This window comes from Clostridium sp. Ade.TY (genome assembly GCF_000498355.1).
Lineage (GTDB): Bacteria > Bacillota > Clostridia > Clostridiales > Clostridiaceae > Clostridium.
Genome location: NZ_AVSV01000022.1, coordinates 222,744 through 237,035, shown reverse-complemented (window position 1 = coordinate 237,035; position 14,292 = coordinate 222,744). Strand labels below are relative to the sequence as shown.

Sequence of the window (14,292 nt, the reverse complement as noted above, 5' to 3'; positions counted from 1 at the left end):
TTTAAATAAATTCACCGCTTATATCTCTTCTATAATTTATAGCTTCTATAACATGCTGACTTTTTATTTCTTCTTTACCCTCTATATCTGCAATGGTTTGAGCCACTTTTATAACTTTTCCATAACCTCTAATAGACGGGGTATTTAATTTGAAATAATCTTCTAATATTTTTTTAGCATTTTTATTTATTTTACATAATTCAAATATATCTTTTCCTTTCATATCTGAATTAAACTTATAATTTGTATTTTTAAATCTATCACTCTGTATTTCTCTTGATTTAATTACTCTTTCTCTAATTTCTTTACTATTTTCTGCTCCTTTTCCATTTTTAAATTCATCTAAATTTATTAAAGGAACATAATTAAATATATCAATTCTATCTTTCAAAGGTTTTGATAATCTTTTTTGATATCTCCTAATTTCATATTCACTACATTCACACTTATCATTATGTCCAAGTATAGACATTTTCCCACAGGGACAAGGGTGAATAGAACAACGTTGAAGTCGGAAAAAAATATTGATTTTAGAGCTAAGCTATTTAAACAGCTAAGATTAAAAAACAATCTAAGTTTAAGACAACTTTCCAAACTAACTGGCATAACAGTTAATACTATATTAGATATAGAAAAAGGTAGACTTAATGGTCCAACTAAATATAATTATTACTATATTATTTGTAAAATATTCAATATTGATCATATTTCTTATTTTAATTTAGATAAATTAAAGGAAGATACATTGGAAGATGTAATATTGAAATTTAAAGTCTATTTAGGTTTTAGAAATAATCAACAACTTTCTAAATATATATTTAATAATAAATACACTATAGATGGTTTATTCAAATATAAAAATCGTAAGCCAAAAAACTTTGAGGAAAAATCTATTATAATAGTAGAAACTTTTCAAGAATATAAAAATAATAAAAAATAGAAGCAGTGATTTCATTCTCTGCTTCTATTTTTTCTCTTTTTAATTATTACTTTACGTTTTCCGTCTGCATATTTTATTATAAATTTCATTAAAGCACCCCCGTATATATACGAACGTGTGTTCGTATATATATTATATCTTTTTCTCTTTATATTCAATTATATTTTCAAATAGTTACAAAAATATAATATTACTAAAGCGTATCGGGTGCCTCGATATTGGAATTATTTACGTTTTTTTAATAAATCTTCTATTGCTTCATCAAGCAATCTGCTCATTGGTATTCTTGTATCTTCACTTAGTTTTTTTAATTTATTATACAAATTCTTATCTATACTATTGCTTATTCTTATTCTGTGGACTAACATCTATAAATCTCCCCTTAAATTTAAATATAATAAAATTATATTTTTGCTTTAAGGTTATAACAAGAAACATAAGGTTATGTCACTTTATGTAACTTTACATAACTTTCCTGTATCTTTAGGAGCTTTAAATTACTATAATAAAGAATGGTGATATATGTGTACAGGGAAAAAATAAAATATTTAAGAACTAAAAAAAATATTACTCAATCCAAATTAGCTCTTAAAGTTGGAATAAGCCAAAACTTTTTAAGTGAAATAGAAGATAAAAAATATGATATAAGAGTATCTTTACTTATAAAAATTGCTAAAGCTTTAGATGTATGCATTAAAGATTTAATTCCTTGTTCTTGTAAAAAATGCAAAAAAGAAAAAGACCGGTTATAATTTATAACCGGTCTTTTATTATATAAAATTTATTTTAATATCCTTTACTCTACTGGTTTATCCCATTTACCATCTTTATAAGTATATTCGACTCCATCAATTGGCTTGAATTGTTTTATATTAAGTTTTATTTCATCAACTTTATCTCCAAATTCTCTAACAATTGTATTCCTAATTTTCTCTACTTTACCAACTATCATTACATTGGCCTTATATGTTAATTCAACTTTTAAAGTCTTTTGTTTTCCTTTCGTTTCTAAAGTATACTTACTATAATCTAACTTCAAATCCCCAAAAGTTATATTTTTATCTAAAGTAGGTTCTTTTAACTCTTCTGTTTTAGTACCACATCCTACAAATAAAGATAATGTTACTAGTATAGTTAATAAAATACTTATTATTTTTTTCATTAGTAATCCCCCTTATTAAAATATTATTTTAAATATAATATAAAACATTCCAATTAATAATGCTCCATAAAACAACACTTGAGCTAAATAAAATAGTAACATTATTATATTTCCTATAATACTAAAAATACCACCTATAGCTCCTATAAAAGAACCATCAGCATTACTATTACTATCGTAACTACTATTATTATCTTCTAAAAAATCTTTAGCTGATACTGTAGTTTTATTATAGACTTTATTATAAGCAGCTTTCTTGGGATCATTAATCCACCCCATACCCTTTTTACCGTATGCTGGATTTATAGCTTTTTTAATCTGTCTTTTTGCTCTTCCAGTAGTTCTAGCACTTACTGACTTTTTAATACTAGGTGTCCTTATTCCTACCTTCATATGTATTCCCCCTTAATTGATATACAAGAATATTTTACCATATAGTAAATAGAAATTTGTAAATAAAATATGTATAAAATATATCTATATGGAAAGTATTATATATATGAAGAAACAGAGTTATATAAAAATAGAATTAATAACAATATTATTTTTTATTACTATTATGATTGCAATAATACCATTTCTTATTTTATAATTTAAGCGTAGTAATATTTATCAAGTTACTGTACTTACATAAACAAATTAGAAAACAACAAAAAGAGCTGTATCATACAGCTCTTTTTTAATACAATAATTATAGTTTTTCATTTATATATTAAAAATTATTAATTTTTATATCTATTACCAAAAGCCTTCAAATTTAATTTATAAAAATTATGTTTATTCAATAAAAAATCATTCTTTATACCTTTTTTATCTAATCTTAATTCAATATCACTCCTTCCTCCTAAAGGTACATTATTTTCTCTATCACTCCTTATTTCATCCAATATGTTATCAAATAATTCACTATCTTCTCCTAAAATATAAATAAGTCGCTCAAATGCATCTATAGTTATTATATATGTATTTTTATCTAATTCATTGTTCTCTCTAAAGTTAAAAATACATTCTTCTAATAAGGTTGTACATTTACAATCATCATATAATAAAACAAACTTTATTATTTTTTTATTTTTATTCAATAATTTTTCTGTATTATTTAATTGTTCATAAGATTGTTTTGCATGAAATTTTACCTGCTTTGTTAAAATATTCATATCTGGATACATATGTTTTGCAAGTTTGCTAATTATGGTACTTTTTTGTTCAATAATTAGATTATACTTTTTACTTTCAATTATCCAATCAGCTATCTTATTATTTTTTCCACAATTACTTAAAACATCTGCTCTGTAATACTGACTTTTATCTAAATAACAATTTAATATTTCATTAACATAGATTTCGAAGTATTCACCAAATTCATTAGTAAACTGTTGACTGCTTAATTTAAAAAAATGATTTCTTATTATCCAGTATTCACCTTCTGATAATGTTTTATATAATATGTTTATATCTAGCAAAATTAATTTATTAGTATTTGTTTTTATAAAAGGCTTTATATAAAATATATTATAAATTAATTTAGAGTTTCTAATTTCTTCATAATTACAAGTATAATAATTCAAAAAATTATATAGTGTTTTCTCATCTATATTAAGATTAGCTTCTTCTAATATTGATTTTAAATCTTTTATACAAATTATAGGTGTTTCAAATTTTAATACATAAAACTGTATTGCTATTATAATATTAAAAAATTGGTTTGTATTACAACCTACTTCTTTTTTTAGTATATCATTAATATTTATATTATTCTTAGAATTATTATTAATATCATTATATTTATTTCTTTTAACAGTTGCTTTTTCAAAAATAAATTTATTTCTATTATACATTTCTATTAATTTAAATAGATTTTGATACCAAAACTCTTCTTGTGAATGACCATATAATATTGCTAATGCTTTTAAATCATCATTAATATTATCTAATTCAAAAAAATTACTATCAATTTCATTAATATTTTTTCTAAATTCATTTACTATTTCTTTATATTTTTTATCATTAATTTTATTATCTCTATAATCACTTGAAACATTAATTGAAAAATAGCACAATTTAATATAATCCCAAGGGTTTAAATCACCATTTATTTTTAAAAAGACTTCATTATTTAAAATTTTTTTAAAACTATTAATATTTTCTTTTCCTATATATTCAATAATTGCATCACAAGAAATCTTTTTTATAAATTTACTTTTAGTATTTTCTTTTCCTTTAAATAACCTATTAATATCCCATTCTGATTGCATTATACTTTCCTCTCTCCTTAAATAATTAATAATAATTATATTATGAATAAGTATTTCTAGCAAATTTTTCTATAATAAAAATTTATTTACTATATAATACTTTCTACATCTTCTTGCTAATATGTTAATTATATTCATTGTCTAATAATTAATTTAATCTCTGTAAACTTTTTTCTAAAGTGTTTTTTCAACTCTGTTCTCATTTTAAATTTCATTTTATAATATAGGCATAAATTAACTTCTAAGTTTATTTAATATTAATATCCGTATAAATTACTTTTTGCTCAAAATTAGAAAACTAAAAAAGAGCTGTAAGGAACTTAATCCCTACAGCTCTTTTTTTAATTTATATTAAATTTAATATGCTAATTGTACTATTTTAAAATCTGATGATATAACAATATAAGAAAAAGGGGGTGATAAAATGACCTTTTTAACATGTGTATATATTATATTAATTATCATTAGAGAAATTTTAAATATAATATATATGTATAAGAATATAAATAATTTTTATTAAAAATATTAATTTTAAATTATAACTAGAAAGTAAAATAAGTTGCAAATTTACTTTCTAGTTAATATAATTTTTTATAAATTACTTTCTAAACACATTTACCATATCTTTTATTAGTATCTAAAACTCTTACAGCCATATATCTACGTTTTCCACTAGCACCTATCCATGATATCCATCTGTAGCCTTCGTTATCAACGTAGTAATCATAAGATACTTGTTCATCTTCATAATAAGCCCCTACTATATCAGAATCTGTTGAAGGTTCTTCTCTTATATTTAGCTTATTTACAACAATAGTACAAGTTCCAGTTTGAGGCACTAATTTATAGCTTGTCTTAGAAGGTCTTGAAACTGGCTTACTATTATCTAATCTATTTAATCCTTTATCTCTTATAGCCTTTTCAAAGTTTCTATAATCGTAATTTATATCAACTGAATTTGTACCTATTCCTGGTATACTTCCACTTTCAGTAAACTGCCACATTTCACAACCATAAGACTTAGCTTGACTTTCTTTTGCTCCATACCAAGCTAACCATAAAGAATATCTTTCTAACTCACTTTGATAGAAATAATTATTTATAAAGTTTGGATTTGCATAATTTGAAGCCCAATATCCAGCACCTTCTATTTCACTTAAAAAAGCCTTTGCTATGTCTGTACAAAGCCTTTTTGTAATATTTATACCTTCTTGTTCTGCATATCTTTTAGAATCACCTTCCCAATCACAGAAAAGTGGATATTCTATTCTATAACTTTTTACTGCATCTAATAAGAATCTTGCTTCTCTTTTAGCCATATCAGCATTTAAAGCATAACTAAACCAGTAAGCTCCGCAAGGTATGTTTAATCTGTTACATTCTTTAATATTTCTTATAAATTGCTTATCAATATGGTTGTTTCCCCAACCTGCTCTTAAAATTGCAAAGTCTACATGATCTTTAACTTTATTCCAATCTATAACTCCTTGATGTTCTGATACGTCTATTCCTTTTAACATTTAACATTCCTTCTTTCTTGATACCGACATTACTGTCGGTCGCATATTTTATTTCTATAACCTAAAAGAGCAACTTTTATTGTTGTTCTGTTGGTACAAAATTTGATATTGCTGCTAATTTATTTTTAAGTGTTGCATTTTCATTTTCTAAAGCATTATTTTTATTTACTAATTCTGTTGCTTGTTGTTTTAAGTTATCTTCATTTAGCATAGCTTTACCTTTATTTATTTCTCCTGCTAATGCTTGGCGTAATTGATTAACTTCATCTTTTGTTAAATATGGTATTTTTTCTAACAATAACTTATCAAATTCATCTGCTTTAGATTTAGCTAAATCTTTAATATTATCTGTAATTCTATATTTTTCTTCTATTATATTCCACACTTGCTTAGCTGTTTCTACTTCTTCTACATGTTTATCTAGTTGTAACCTTTGTTCTACTACTTGCTTTTTCTTGCCTATATATTCTATAAATACATCTCCTACACTTTTAATTATTGCTACTAATATTCCTACTACTCCTATAGCTACAGCACTTAATATTGGGTCTAAAATTTTATCCATTTTAATTCCTTCTTTCTTAATTATTTAAATAAATTATTTTGTATTGCCCAAAAGAAAAATCCTACTAGGCTACCTGCAAATAGACCTAATGCCCATTTAAGAACTCCTGTAAGGCTTTCTATACTTTTACATAAATTTTGTATTTGTATTCTAAATTCTGCTTGTCCTTGTTCTAATTTATCTAATCTACTTGCATGATCGTTTAATCTTTTATCATGTACCTCTAAAATATGATTATTTAATTCTTCATTCATTTCATTTTGTCCTCACCTTCCTAGAGTTTATTTTTAGGCAATAAAAAAAGACTATCTAAAGTCCTCTAATATTGCCCTTATATTTTATTGTTGATTAACTGTTTCTGTTGGTTGTACTGGTGTAGGTTTTGGAGTAATTAATCCAGTTAGTTCTAAGTACTGCTCTTGTGTAATTTGATTTACCATAAAGAAAACATTAAGTTTATTTTGCATATCTTCCTTTTGGTAATTTCCTGTGCTAATCATTCTTTTTAATAATTCATAAATTGTGTTCATTGTTTATTTCCTTCTTTCTTTTATTTTAATTTTGATATTGCTATATCAGCTGTATTTGTAGCTATTTGAGGTATTAAGACTTCATCTATTAATTTATATATATCATTAATAGACTTAGCATTTTGTTGTATTATTGAACCTAAATTACTTGCTACTTTCATTTTTATATTTGGACTTATAGCATTATTAGAAAATACATAAGTTAAAGCATTGTAAGTATCTAAACTTAGTTTTGTATCAGATATTTTAGTTTCTACTGGTTCAGCAAGTTCATAATAAACTTCTACAGGATTAGCTTGTAACCACTTTTTAAAACCTGCTACATCTTGTGTTTCTAATTTATTTTTAGCTATTTTAAAGTAAATAACGTTATATTGAGTGCTAGGATAAAAACCCTCACCTTTGTGTGTACTATTATATGTCTCAGGATTAAGATTAAATAAGTTACTACATCCATTAGTCCCGCCTAATTTTTGAGCTGTGTGAAAAGTAATATATCCTTCATTCTCAACACCTGATAAATACCAATTTTCATCTACTCCACCATTAAATAGTTTTTTATCTATCCTTTGTTTTACATAACAACCATCATCTTTGTTATAGATTAGGTCTTTTACCCCGTTAGGTAGTCCTTTTAAACCGTCTGAAAATGGTAACTTAAGTTCTCTTTTATCAGATTTATAAGGTTCAAATATATTAGGTATTATTTTATCTTGAATTACAATACATTTAGTAGTATCTATATAAGAACTTATATCTTCTTTTGAACCATTAGTTGTTATTTCGACTCTACAGTATTTAGCATTCTCAGGAACTTTACCTGCTTTAGAATATAAATAAGGCTTAATACCTTTTTTATTAGAATCATAAAAACAATATACATTAAATCGAATAGAACTATTTTTATCATTTGTAACATTACAAGCTAAATAATCCATTCCTTCAACATTTATATAATTAGACCTTATATAAGCTGGATTATTATAATCAATACCAAAATCCCTATCTGTACCATTTGTGCCTCCGCTTTCTAAATGTGCACATAAATTCTTTCCACATGATAATGTATTAACTTTATTTTCTTCTGCTTCTCCAACAGATTTAATTCCTTCAAAGTAGCTAGGAATGTATTTGTTAGTATAATCACCTTCTAATAAATAGACTTCGCACATTTCTATTAGATTATCAGTAGATGATGTATTAAATATATAAATAGTGATACCTAAATTTCTAGAGTCATCTACATTCTCTGATTTAGTTGTAAATCTAGTTTTATTTGTGCCAACAGTTTTTATTAATCCTGCATCAATAAAAGTTGCATTTCCACCTATATTAATGTTATTATTTCTAACATTTTGCTTTACAGTATACACTAAAGTATATGTTGTGCTAGGTTTTAGTTTTTTATTTAATAAGATGGTTTTACTTGATATATTGGTATTTGTGCCATTAGAGCGAATTATAAAACTATCTTTTTGAAATTTTAATAAATTTTGATAAGTAATACCTTCTAAAACAATATCTTCTATTCTTCCATCTAGTGTATTTTCACATTTTAAGGATTGTCCCTCATATGCTAGTTCTTGATTGCTCTTAAGTCCATTCTGTAATACAGTTATATCATCTCTCATTTGAGGTAGATTTTGACTTCCATCTAAGTTTTCAATATATTTCTTTGTTTCATTTAAACTATTATTAAGTGTTGTATTTTTTTCTTCTGCAGTAGCTGTATTTTTAACTAAAGTATCATTTATTGCAGTAGCTCTATTAGTATTAATTTCTAAATCATTCTTTAAGTTATTAGCTTTATTTATATCATTTTCTAAATCATTCTTTAGGGCAGTACCATTAGTTACTAAAGGATTAAGTTCTGCATTTAAATTTGTAGCTTTATCTAATAAAGACATTAACTCTTTATAAGCACTATTTTCTAAAAGCTCTCCACTAACTTTCTCGAATATATTTTCTCTAACATATAAATTAAATGTACCAGTATGTTCTAAATAGCCAGTAGAATTATATATTGCAATCCCACAGCTATATAATCCATCTACTTTAGTTATTCGATTTGTAATAGGAAAATCTATTTCGCCTTGTATTGGATTGCTTACTCTTAAATCTTCTATAATATCTCCAAGATGGCTATCACTTTTAACAAAGGCAAATTTAATATTCTTATCTGTTAAATCTAATCGTCTGCTATTTTCAGTTATGATTAATTTATATGATCCTGTTAAATTATCATTTTGTGTAACTTTTATTGTACTATCAGAGCCATTTACAACATCTATAAATATTTCTCTCATTTAATTGCTCCTTTCTTATAATCAAAAAGAGTAAGGATATATCCTTACTCTAATATAGGTAATTTTCTTATATTTATTAATATCCGTTTTAATATCATAATAATAAATATAGAGGTTATAGTTATTATTGGAATTAATAAAATCTTTCCGATATTAAATATATTATAAAACCCTAGTTTTAATATGAGTTTTACAATAAAACCATGTACTAAATATATACTTAAAGTATTAGCTCCTAAAGTTGTAAAACATTCTTTTTTTGTTGGTATTAAACTAAATACAGCAAACATTATTATAAATTGCACCACATATAAGAAACTTCTATCAATTATTCCATTAAATTGACTTACTTTCAAATCTGAATATGATGAAAAACAATATAGCCAAGAATATTTTATAATTTTAATATTGCTAACTACAATAATAAAAGATATTATCAATATACCTAAAGCTATCAGTTTATTTTTAATAATATTTTTTATATTCAATCCATTTACTCTATAATAGTAACCTAAAATAAAGAATGGGAAAAATACAAAAACTCTACTTAAACTTAATTGAGTCCCTATATTATCTAGTAATCCTATTGCTAGTCCAATTATTAATGAAAATATAAATAATATCTTTAAATTTATTTTGCAGAATATTTTAAAAATAAATTTCCATAAAACTATAGCGAATATATACCAGTAAATATAATATGGAGTAAATAAAGTCCAAGAATAATTATTTACATTAATTAACTTAGTGAATCCAATAAATAATAATTGTACAATTATATACATTATTAAGAATTTAAAACACTCTTTAAAAGTTTCGGTCCAACTCTTTATTTTATTAAAATAACCAGTAGTAAAAATAAAACATGGCATATGAAATATATAAATAAAAGTGAATATGCTTTTAGTAATATCATTTTTATTTATACTTGGTTCTAATAAATGTCCTAAAACTACTAAAAAAATAAGTATAAATTTAGCGTTGTCATAATATGCATTTCTTGTCATAAAATATCACCTTTTAAAATATAGCATATTATTCCTTTTAAGACAATTTAATAATTTATATCTACGCCTCCTATTATCAAACATCTTACATCTGCATTTCCAGGTAATTCATTAAGCTTTAGCCAAGTATTATTTCTACGAAATGCTATTCTTATAGTCCTACCATCTCCGTTTATATCAAAACAAACAGATATTCCTTCTCTAACTAAATCCCAATCAGGTATACCGAAAAATGAAGCTACACTATAGAATGGTATCTTTAAAGTTAAATTTATTTGGTCATTATCTGTTTGAGTAACAGGTTCACCTTCAAATAAACTCTTAACTGATTGTCCTGAACCATTATTCCAATTCTCGAATATCCATTTATTATTAGAGGGATCACCATCTAATTGTTTTATTGTAAATGCAAGAATTTTAGGTACAAGACACTTAGAAGGATTACTATTCCTATACATAAGGTTAAGCATACTGGGAGTTGAAAATTGTTGTGCTTCATTCGTTCTTATTGAATATATTCTGTTGCTTCCATTGTAGCCAACTGCAAGGTAAGGTGTAGCTCCATCTTTTACTAATGTTATACCTTCACTTTCACCTGCTTTTTTCACACTAAAATGCCCTAATATTTCATGACTTTCTATATCAATACAAGTAATTTTATTATTAGTATAGTAATACATAATGCCATTATAATATTCAAGACCTTGTGGAACTCCTTGATTAGCAATTTTAAATTGTGGAGCTAAAGAATTACCATTAAAATCTAATATATTAAATAGTATTTCTCCATTATCCCCTCCTGGAGAAGTATGAAGAATAAGTCTGTCATTATCGTTGTCTATTGCTAATAATGCAGCAGTTCCGTATTTCTCTAAATTTATATCCCTAGTAACTCTTTTGTTATTGAAATCTACTTCATAAACATGAGTTGGATTAGAAGCTCCACCATTTGCTACATATATTTTCCCATTACTTTCTCTAAATCCTAATCCTGCTGCATGACCTATTCCAATGCTTCCAGTTGAATCAACTTTGACACCACTTTTAGTATATTTAACGATATCTCCTTGATTAGAACCAACATCAAATCCAATATAAAAATGGTCTAATGCATATGTTAATCCTTGTTGATTTCTACTATCATCAACATAAAACATTAAATCTGCTTGAACCCCAGTATCAAAATCTATTAATTTTTTAGGAGCTAAATCGCAATTATCAAGATTATTTGTTTTCTTTACAGCTGTATTATTTAGATTTATTAAACTTTTATCTATTTTTTCTTTTTCAGAATTTAACGTTTTTTGAAACCCTAATAGCTTTTCATCGTATTGATCCATTGTATTTAATGCTTCTTTAAAAGCTGTAAATTCATTAGATCCCTCAATTGCACCATCATTGTTTAATCTAGGAGCAATATTTAATTTCATTATTTTAGGTTTCAATTCACCTTGTTGTCCTGTAATTTCCAATTGATATTTTGTTGTTCCTGGTTGTAACATTGCTGTAGTAAGTTTTAATTGTGCTATTCCTCTTTTAGCGTCTACTATGGTTAAGTCATTAAAAACTACATTGTAATTAGAAGTATTAGCGTTAATTCTTACTTTACATCCAGTTAAATCAATATAATTAATTTTATTTTTGAACTGAAAATTAATAACTCTAGCCGTATCACCTTCCATGGCATAAAGCTCTATAAGTTCATCTTCATCTATATCTATGATCTTTAACTTTTCATATAGATTTTTCATCCTATCCCTCCTTTAACAAATTAATTTCCCCTTCATTTTCAAAATTCTTTCTCTTACCTTCTAATTTATATCTAAATCGAATGGGTTTATCACTTATAACAACAAAATATCCAGGATAAGTATTATAATCGTAATCTCCAAATCCTTTTTTATCTATCCACACAATATACTCATCATCTGTATTTATACATTCTTTTAAGTAATTAGGTATCTTAACAACACATTTATACGTTCCGTCTTTTGTAAGTTTTGTTTCGTACCAATCATTTACATTCGTTCTTGTTAATAGAGAATTAATATCCTCAGTTGAATAGAATGGTATTTTCCCATAATTTTTAGTCTGTTGAATACAATTCTTATTACCTAATACTTGCAAGTTTTTTCTTACAACCATAACATCATTAGTTAAATAAGAAATTACTTCTCCATTTATTGAAATTTCTTGAATATTATCTGATTTTAAACGTGCATTATAAATTGTGTTTTTATTCATTTCTATATCTTCATAAACTTTAATAGGTGCTTGTGCTTTATTCCCCATTACATTATATTTATCGAATTTCACATAACTACTATATCCTGTACTTGACGATTTATTTGGATATATTATTGCTATAGCACTATCAAAATCATGTACTAAACCAATCTCTGCTGCTGAATTGCTACTATTTATAAAAGAACCAAGTTCTCCAATGTAATCTCCATACTTTGCATAGTTATAAAACAGTAAACTATGTCCTTTCATTTCCATTGCAAGATTTTTATTAGTAAAATACTTTGCTCCACCAGTACCACTTAAATCTATTTGAAAACTACCATCTGAATTTTGTATTAATATAGTAGATAGAATGCCTGTTTGTATCATACTTGCGTTAAATACACCGTCCATAGTAAAACCATACTCATAATTGCCATTGTAACCAGTTTTACTATAAGCTCCACCATTTAAATTTAATCTCCATAATCTTTTACAGGTTTTAGGATTATCAGTATCCATTATTAATAATTCATTTTGCCTTACAATTACATTAGAATTTTTCAATCCACCTTTTATAACTGTATTTACATATTCACCTAAATTAATATTATTATTTTTTTTAAGCATATCTCTAATGCTACCAACTATTTGACTATCTGTTTTTTCTACATTTACAGGAACATTACTCACAGTCATTTTAGTAACTCTATTTTGTAAATAATCAATTTCCTTACTAATAACTCTAGTTTTTAGTGTAATACCCAAACTTGGGACTATAACATTTAAACTATCTCCTAAAAATAATCTTTCAGCTTGTAAATAATCTTTATATTTATCGGTTTTACTTAAATCTATAAAGTTAATATCATAAGTAGCTTGAATTTCATCTATTTTATTATTTTTAAATTCATTTTTAATTCTTTTATTTAGTTCTGCTTTAGCTTCTTCTAAAGTATCAAATAGCATAGAATTATCATCTGTTTCTTCAGTATCACTTTCTGTTCTAACTTTAACATCAGAATATTCTATTACTTTTACATAAGCTCTATCATATTTGTCCTTTAAAGGACTTTCTATATAATCTCCTAGGATACCGTCATAGCCTTTACCTATTGCAACCGTACATAAATCATCAGTTGATTTATTTCCTTCAAATCCAGTGAGGTTTTTGTTTTCTCTTATAGTAACTCCATTATCATTACCAATATGTTTATTAATTTCTAAGTTATATTGATGTCTATAAACTTCTCCACCCCATCTATTAATGAATGATTGATCAGCTGTGAATAAAGCATCGTGTAAAGTCATAAGTTGATAGTAAGCTGTATTAGTTGTCATTATATCTGAATTAAGCTTTATTTCTTTAGAAAATCCCATACTATCAGATTTATCGTACATATATTGAATTGCACTTAAACCATTCTGATTAGTTGGTCTTACATCAGTTAACCAAAGTGTTTTAGTATCTGTTATAGTAATTTGAAAAGCTATTATAGAAATAAGAAAAGGGGTAGGAGTTATAGTAGTTATTCTAAATATTTCATCTTCATCATATTCATTTTTAACTTTAAGTATTGCACCTTCATTTATAATTTTAAAAATATTATCTTTATTTATAAAATTACCAGTTAATCTAAAGTTACCAGTAAGGTCTTGCTCTCCTTTTAAAGAAGTGCAATATTTATCTAAAATCTTACCATTTTCAGTTAAAACAACTTCCTTAGATGTTTTTGGTAAAAATAAAGATACAGTTACTTTTCCATCGTTAACCAAACTCT

At 25.1% G+C, this 14,292-nt stretch carries 15 protein-coding genes; 2 read left to right on the top strand and 13 right to left on the bottom strand.

Features of this window, described 5'->3' with window-relative positions; genetic code table 11:
- Position 1: 1 nt before the first annotated feature.
- Positions 2 to 496, bottom strand: a complete 495-nt coding sequence (locus O212_RS0108620) for an ATP-binding protein (protein WP_278244704.1) — start codon at positions 494 to 496, stop codon at positions 2 to 4.
- Positions 497 to 505: 9 nt separating this feature from the next.
- On the opposite strand from O212_RS0108620, the gene O212_RS0108615 reads away from it, so the two are divergent.
- Positions 506 to 940 carry a helix-turn-helix transcriptional regulator gene (locus O212_RS0108615; RefSeq protein WP_024614706.1) on the top strand — a complete coding sequence of 145 codons (435 nt, stop codon included), beginning with the start codon at positions 506 to 508 and terminating at the stop codon, positions 938 to 940.
- A gap of 224 nt (positions 941 to 1,164) precedes the next feature.
- Here the strand turns inward: O212_RS0108615 and O212_RS0108610 are convergent, their stop codons facing one another.
- Positions 1,165 to 1,308 (bottom strand): ribbon-helix-helix domain-containing protein, encoded by a 144-nt coding sequence (locus O212_RS0108610; RefSeq protein ID WP_024614705.1) that lies wholly within the window; start codon positions 1,306 to 1,308, stop codon positions 1,165 to 1,167.
- 156 nt (positions 1,309 to 1,464) lie between these two features.
- On the opposite strand from O212_RS0108610, the gene O212_RS0108605 reads away from it, so the two are divergent.
- On the top strand, positions 1,465 to 1,692 hold the full coding sequence (locus O212_RS0108605; protein WP_024614704.1) for a helix-turn-helix transcriptional regulator: 228 nt from the start codon (positions 1,465 to 1,467) through the stop codon (positions 1,690 to 1,692).
- Positions 1,693 to 1,736: 44 nt separating this feature from the next.
- On the opposite strand, the gene O212_RS0108600 is transcribed toward O212_RS0108605, so the two are convergent.
- From O212_RS0108600 to O212_RS0108545, 11 genes are all read right to left on the bottom strand, one after another.
- A complete protein-coding gene (locus O212_RS0108600; protein ID WP_024614703.1) occupies positions 1,737 to 2,102 on the bottom strand; it encodes a hypothetical protein in 366 nt (121 codons plus the stop codon).
- 15 nt (positions 2,103 to 2,117) lie between these two features.
- Positions 2,118 to 2,495, bottom strand: a complete 378-nt coding sequence (locus O212_RS17090; RefSeq protein WP_024614702.1) for a hypothetical protein — start codon at positions 2,493 to 2,495, stop codon at positions 2,118 to 2,120.
- A 329-nt stretch (positions 2,496 to 2,824) separates the two neighbouring features.
- A complete protein-coding gene (locus O212_RS0108590) occupies positions 2,825 to 4,357 on the bottom strand; it encodes a hypothetical protein (RefSeq protein WP_024614701.1) in 1,533 nt (510 codons plus the stop codon).
- A 605-nt stretch (positions 4,358 to 4,962) separates the two neighbouring features.
- A complete protein-coding gene (locus O212_RS0108580) occupies positions 4,963 to 5,877 on the bottom strand; it encodes a GH25 family lysozyme (protein ID WP_024614700.1) in 915 nt (304 codons plus the stop codon).
- 76 nt (positions 5,878 to 5,953) lie between these two features.
- Positions 5,954 to 6,442: a hypothetical protein gene (locus O212_RS0108575; protein ID WP_024614699.1), complete on the bottom strand. Its 489-nt coding sequence runs from the start codon at positions 6,440 to 6,442 to the stop codon at positions 5,954 to 5,956.
- Between the two features lie 20 nt (positions 6,443 to 6,462).
- Positions 6,463 to 6,696, bottom strand: a complete 234-nt coding sequence (locus O212_RS0108570; RefSeq protein ID WP_024614698.1) for a hemolysin XhlA family protein — start codon at positions 6,694 to 6,696, stop codon at positions 6,463 to 6,465.
- Positions 6,697 to 6,780: 84 nt separating this feature from the next.
- Positions 6,781 to 6,972 (bottom strand): hypothetical protein, encoded by a 192-nt coding sequence (locus O212_RS16015; protein ID WP_035279312.1) that lies wholly within the window; start codon positions 6,970 to 6,972, stop codon positions 6,781 to 6,783.
- Positions 6,973 to 6,992: 20 nt separating this feature from the next.
- Positions 6,993 to 9,278, bottom strand: a complete 2,286-nt coding sequence (locus tag O212_RS0108560) for a BppU family phage baseplate upper protein (RefSeq protein ID WP_024614696.1) — start codon at positions 9,276 to 9,278, stop codon at positions 6,993 to 6,995.
- A 44-nt stretch (positions 9,279 to 9,322) separates the two neighbouring features.
- Positions 9,323 to 10,285, bottom strand: coding sequence for an acyltransferase family protein (locus O212_RS0108555; protein WP_024614695.1), 963 nt, complete (start codon positions 10,283 to 10,285; stop codon positions 9,323 to 9,325).
- 47 nt (positions 10,286 to 10,332) lie between these two features.
- Positions 10,333 to 12,036 carry a BppU family phage baseplate upper protein gene (locus O212_RS0108550; RefSeq protein ID WP_024614694.1) on the bottom strand — a complete coding sequence of 568 codons (1,704 nt, stop codon included), beginning with the start codon at positions 12,034 to 12,036 and terminating at the stop codon, positions 10,333 to 10,335.
- A gap of 1 nt (position 12,037) precedes the next feature.
- Positions 12,038 to 14,287, bottom strand: a complete 2,250-nt coding sequence (locus O212_RS0108545; RefSeq protein WP_024614693.1) for a phage tail spike protein — start codon at positions 14,285 to 14,287, stop codon at positions 12,038 to 12,040.
- Positions 14,288 to 14,292: the final 5 nt, after the last annotated feature.

What these genes read in the sequence shown, in the direction of transcription:
- O212_RS0108560 (WP_024614696.1), bottom strand. Translation starts at nt 9,278, where the DNA reads ATGAGAGAAATATTTATAGATGTTGTAAATGGCTCTGATAGTACAATA.
- O212_RS16015 (WP_035279312.1), bottom strand. Translation starts at nt 6,972, where the DNA reads ATGAACACAATTTATGAATTATTAAAAAGAATGATTAGCACAGGAAAT.
- O212_RS0108590 (WP_024614701.1), bottom strand. Translation starts at nt 4,357, where the DNA reads ATGCAATCAGAATGGGATATTAATAGGTTATTTAAAGGAAAAGAAAAT.
- O212_RS0108600 (WP_024614703.1), bottom strand. Translation starts at nt 2,102, where the DNA reads ATGAAAAAAATAATAAGTATTTTATTAACTATACTAGTAACATTATCT.
- O212_RS0108550 (WP_024614694.1), bottom strand. Translation starts at nt 12,036, where the DNA reads ATGAAAAATCTATATGAAAAGTTAAAGATCATAGATATAGATGAAGAT.
- O212_RS0108575 (WP_024614699.1), bottom strand. Translation starts at nt 6,442, where the DNA reads ATGGATAAAATTTTAGACCCAATATTAAGTGCTGTAGCTATAGGAGTA.
- O212_RS0108570 (WP_024614698.1), bottom strand. Translation starts at nt 6,696, where the DNA reads ATGAATGAAGAATTAAATAATCATATTTTAGAGGTACATGATAAAAGA.
- O212_RS17090 (WP_024614702.1), bottom strand. Translation starts at nt 2,495, where the DNA reads ATGAAGGTAGGAATAAGGACACCTAGTATTAAAAAGTCAGTAAGTGCT.
- O212_RS0108610 (WP_024614705.1), bottom strand. Translation starts at nt 1,308, where the DNA reads ATGTTAGTCCACAGAATAAGAATAAGCAATAGTATAGATAAGAATTTG.
- O212_RS0108555 (WP_024614695.1), bottom strand. Translation starts at nt 10,285, where the DNA reads ATGACAAGAAATGCATATTATGACAACGCTAAATTTATACTTATTTTT.
- O212_RS0108580 (WP_024614700.1), bottom strand. Translation starts at nt 5,877, where the DNA reads ATGTTAAAAGGAATAGACGTATCAGAACATCAAGGAGTTATAGATTGG.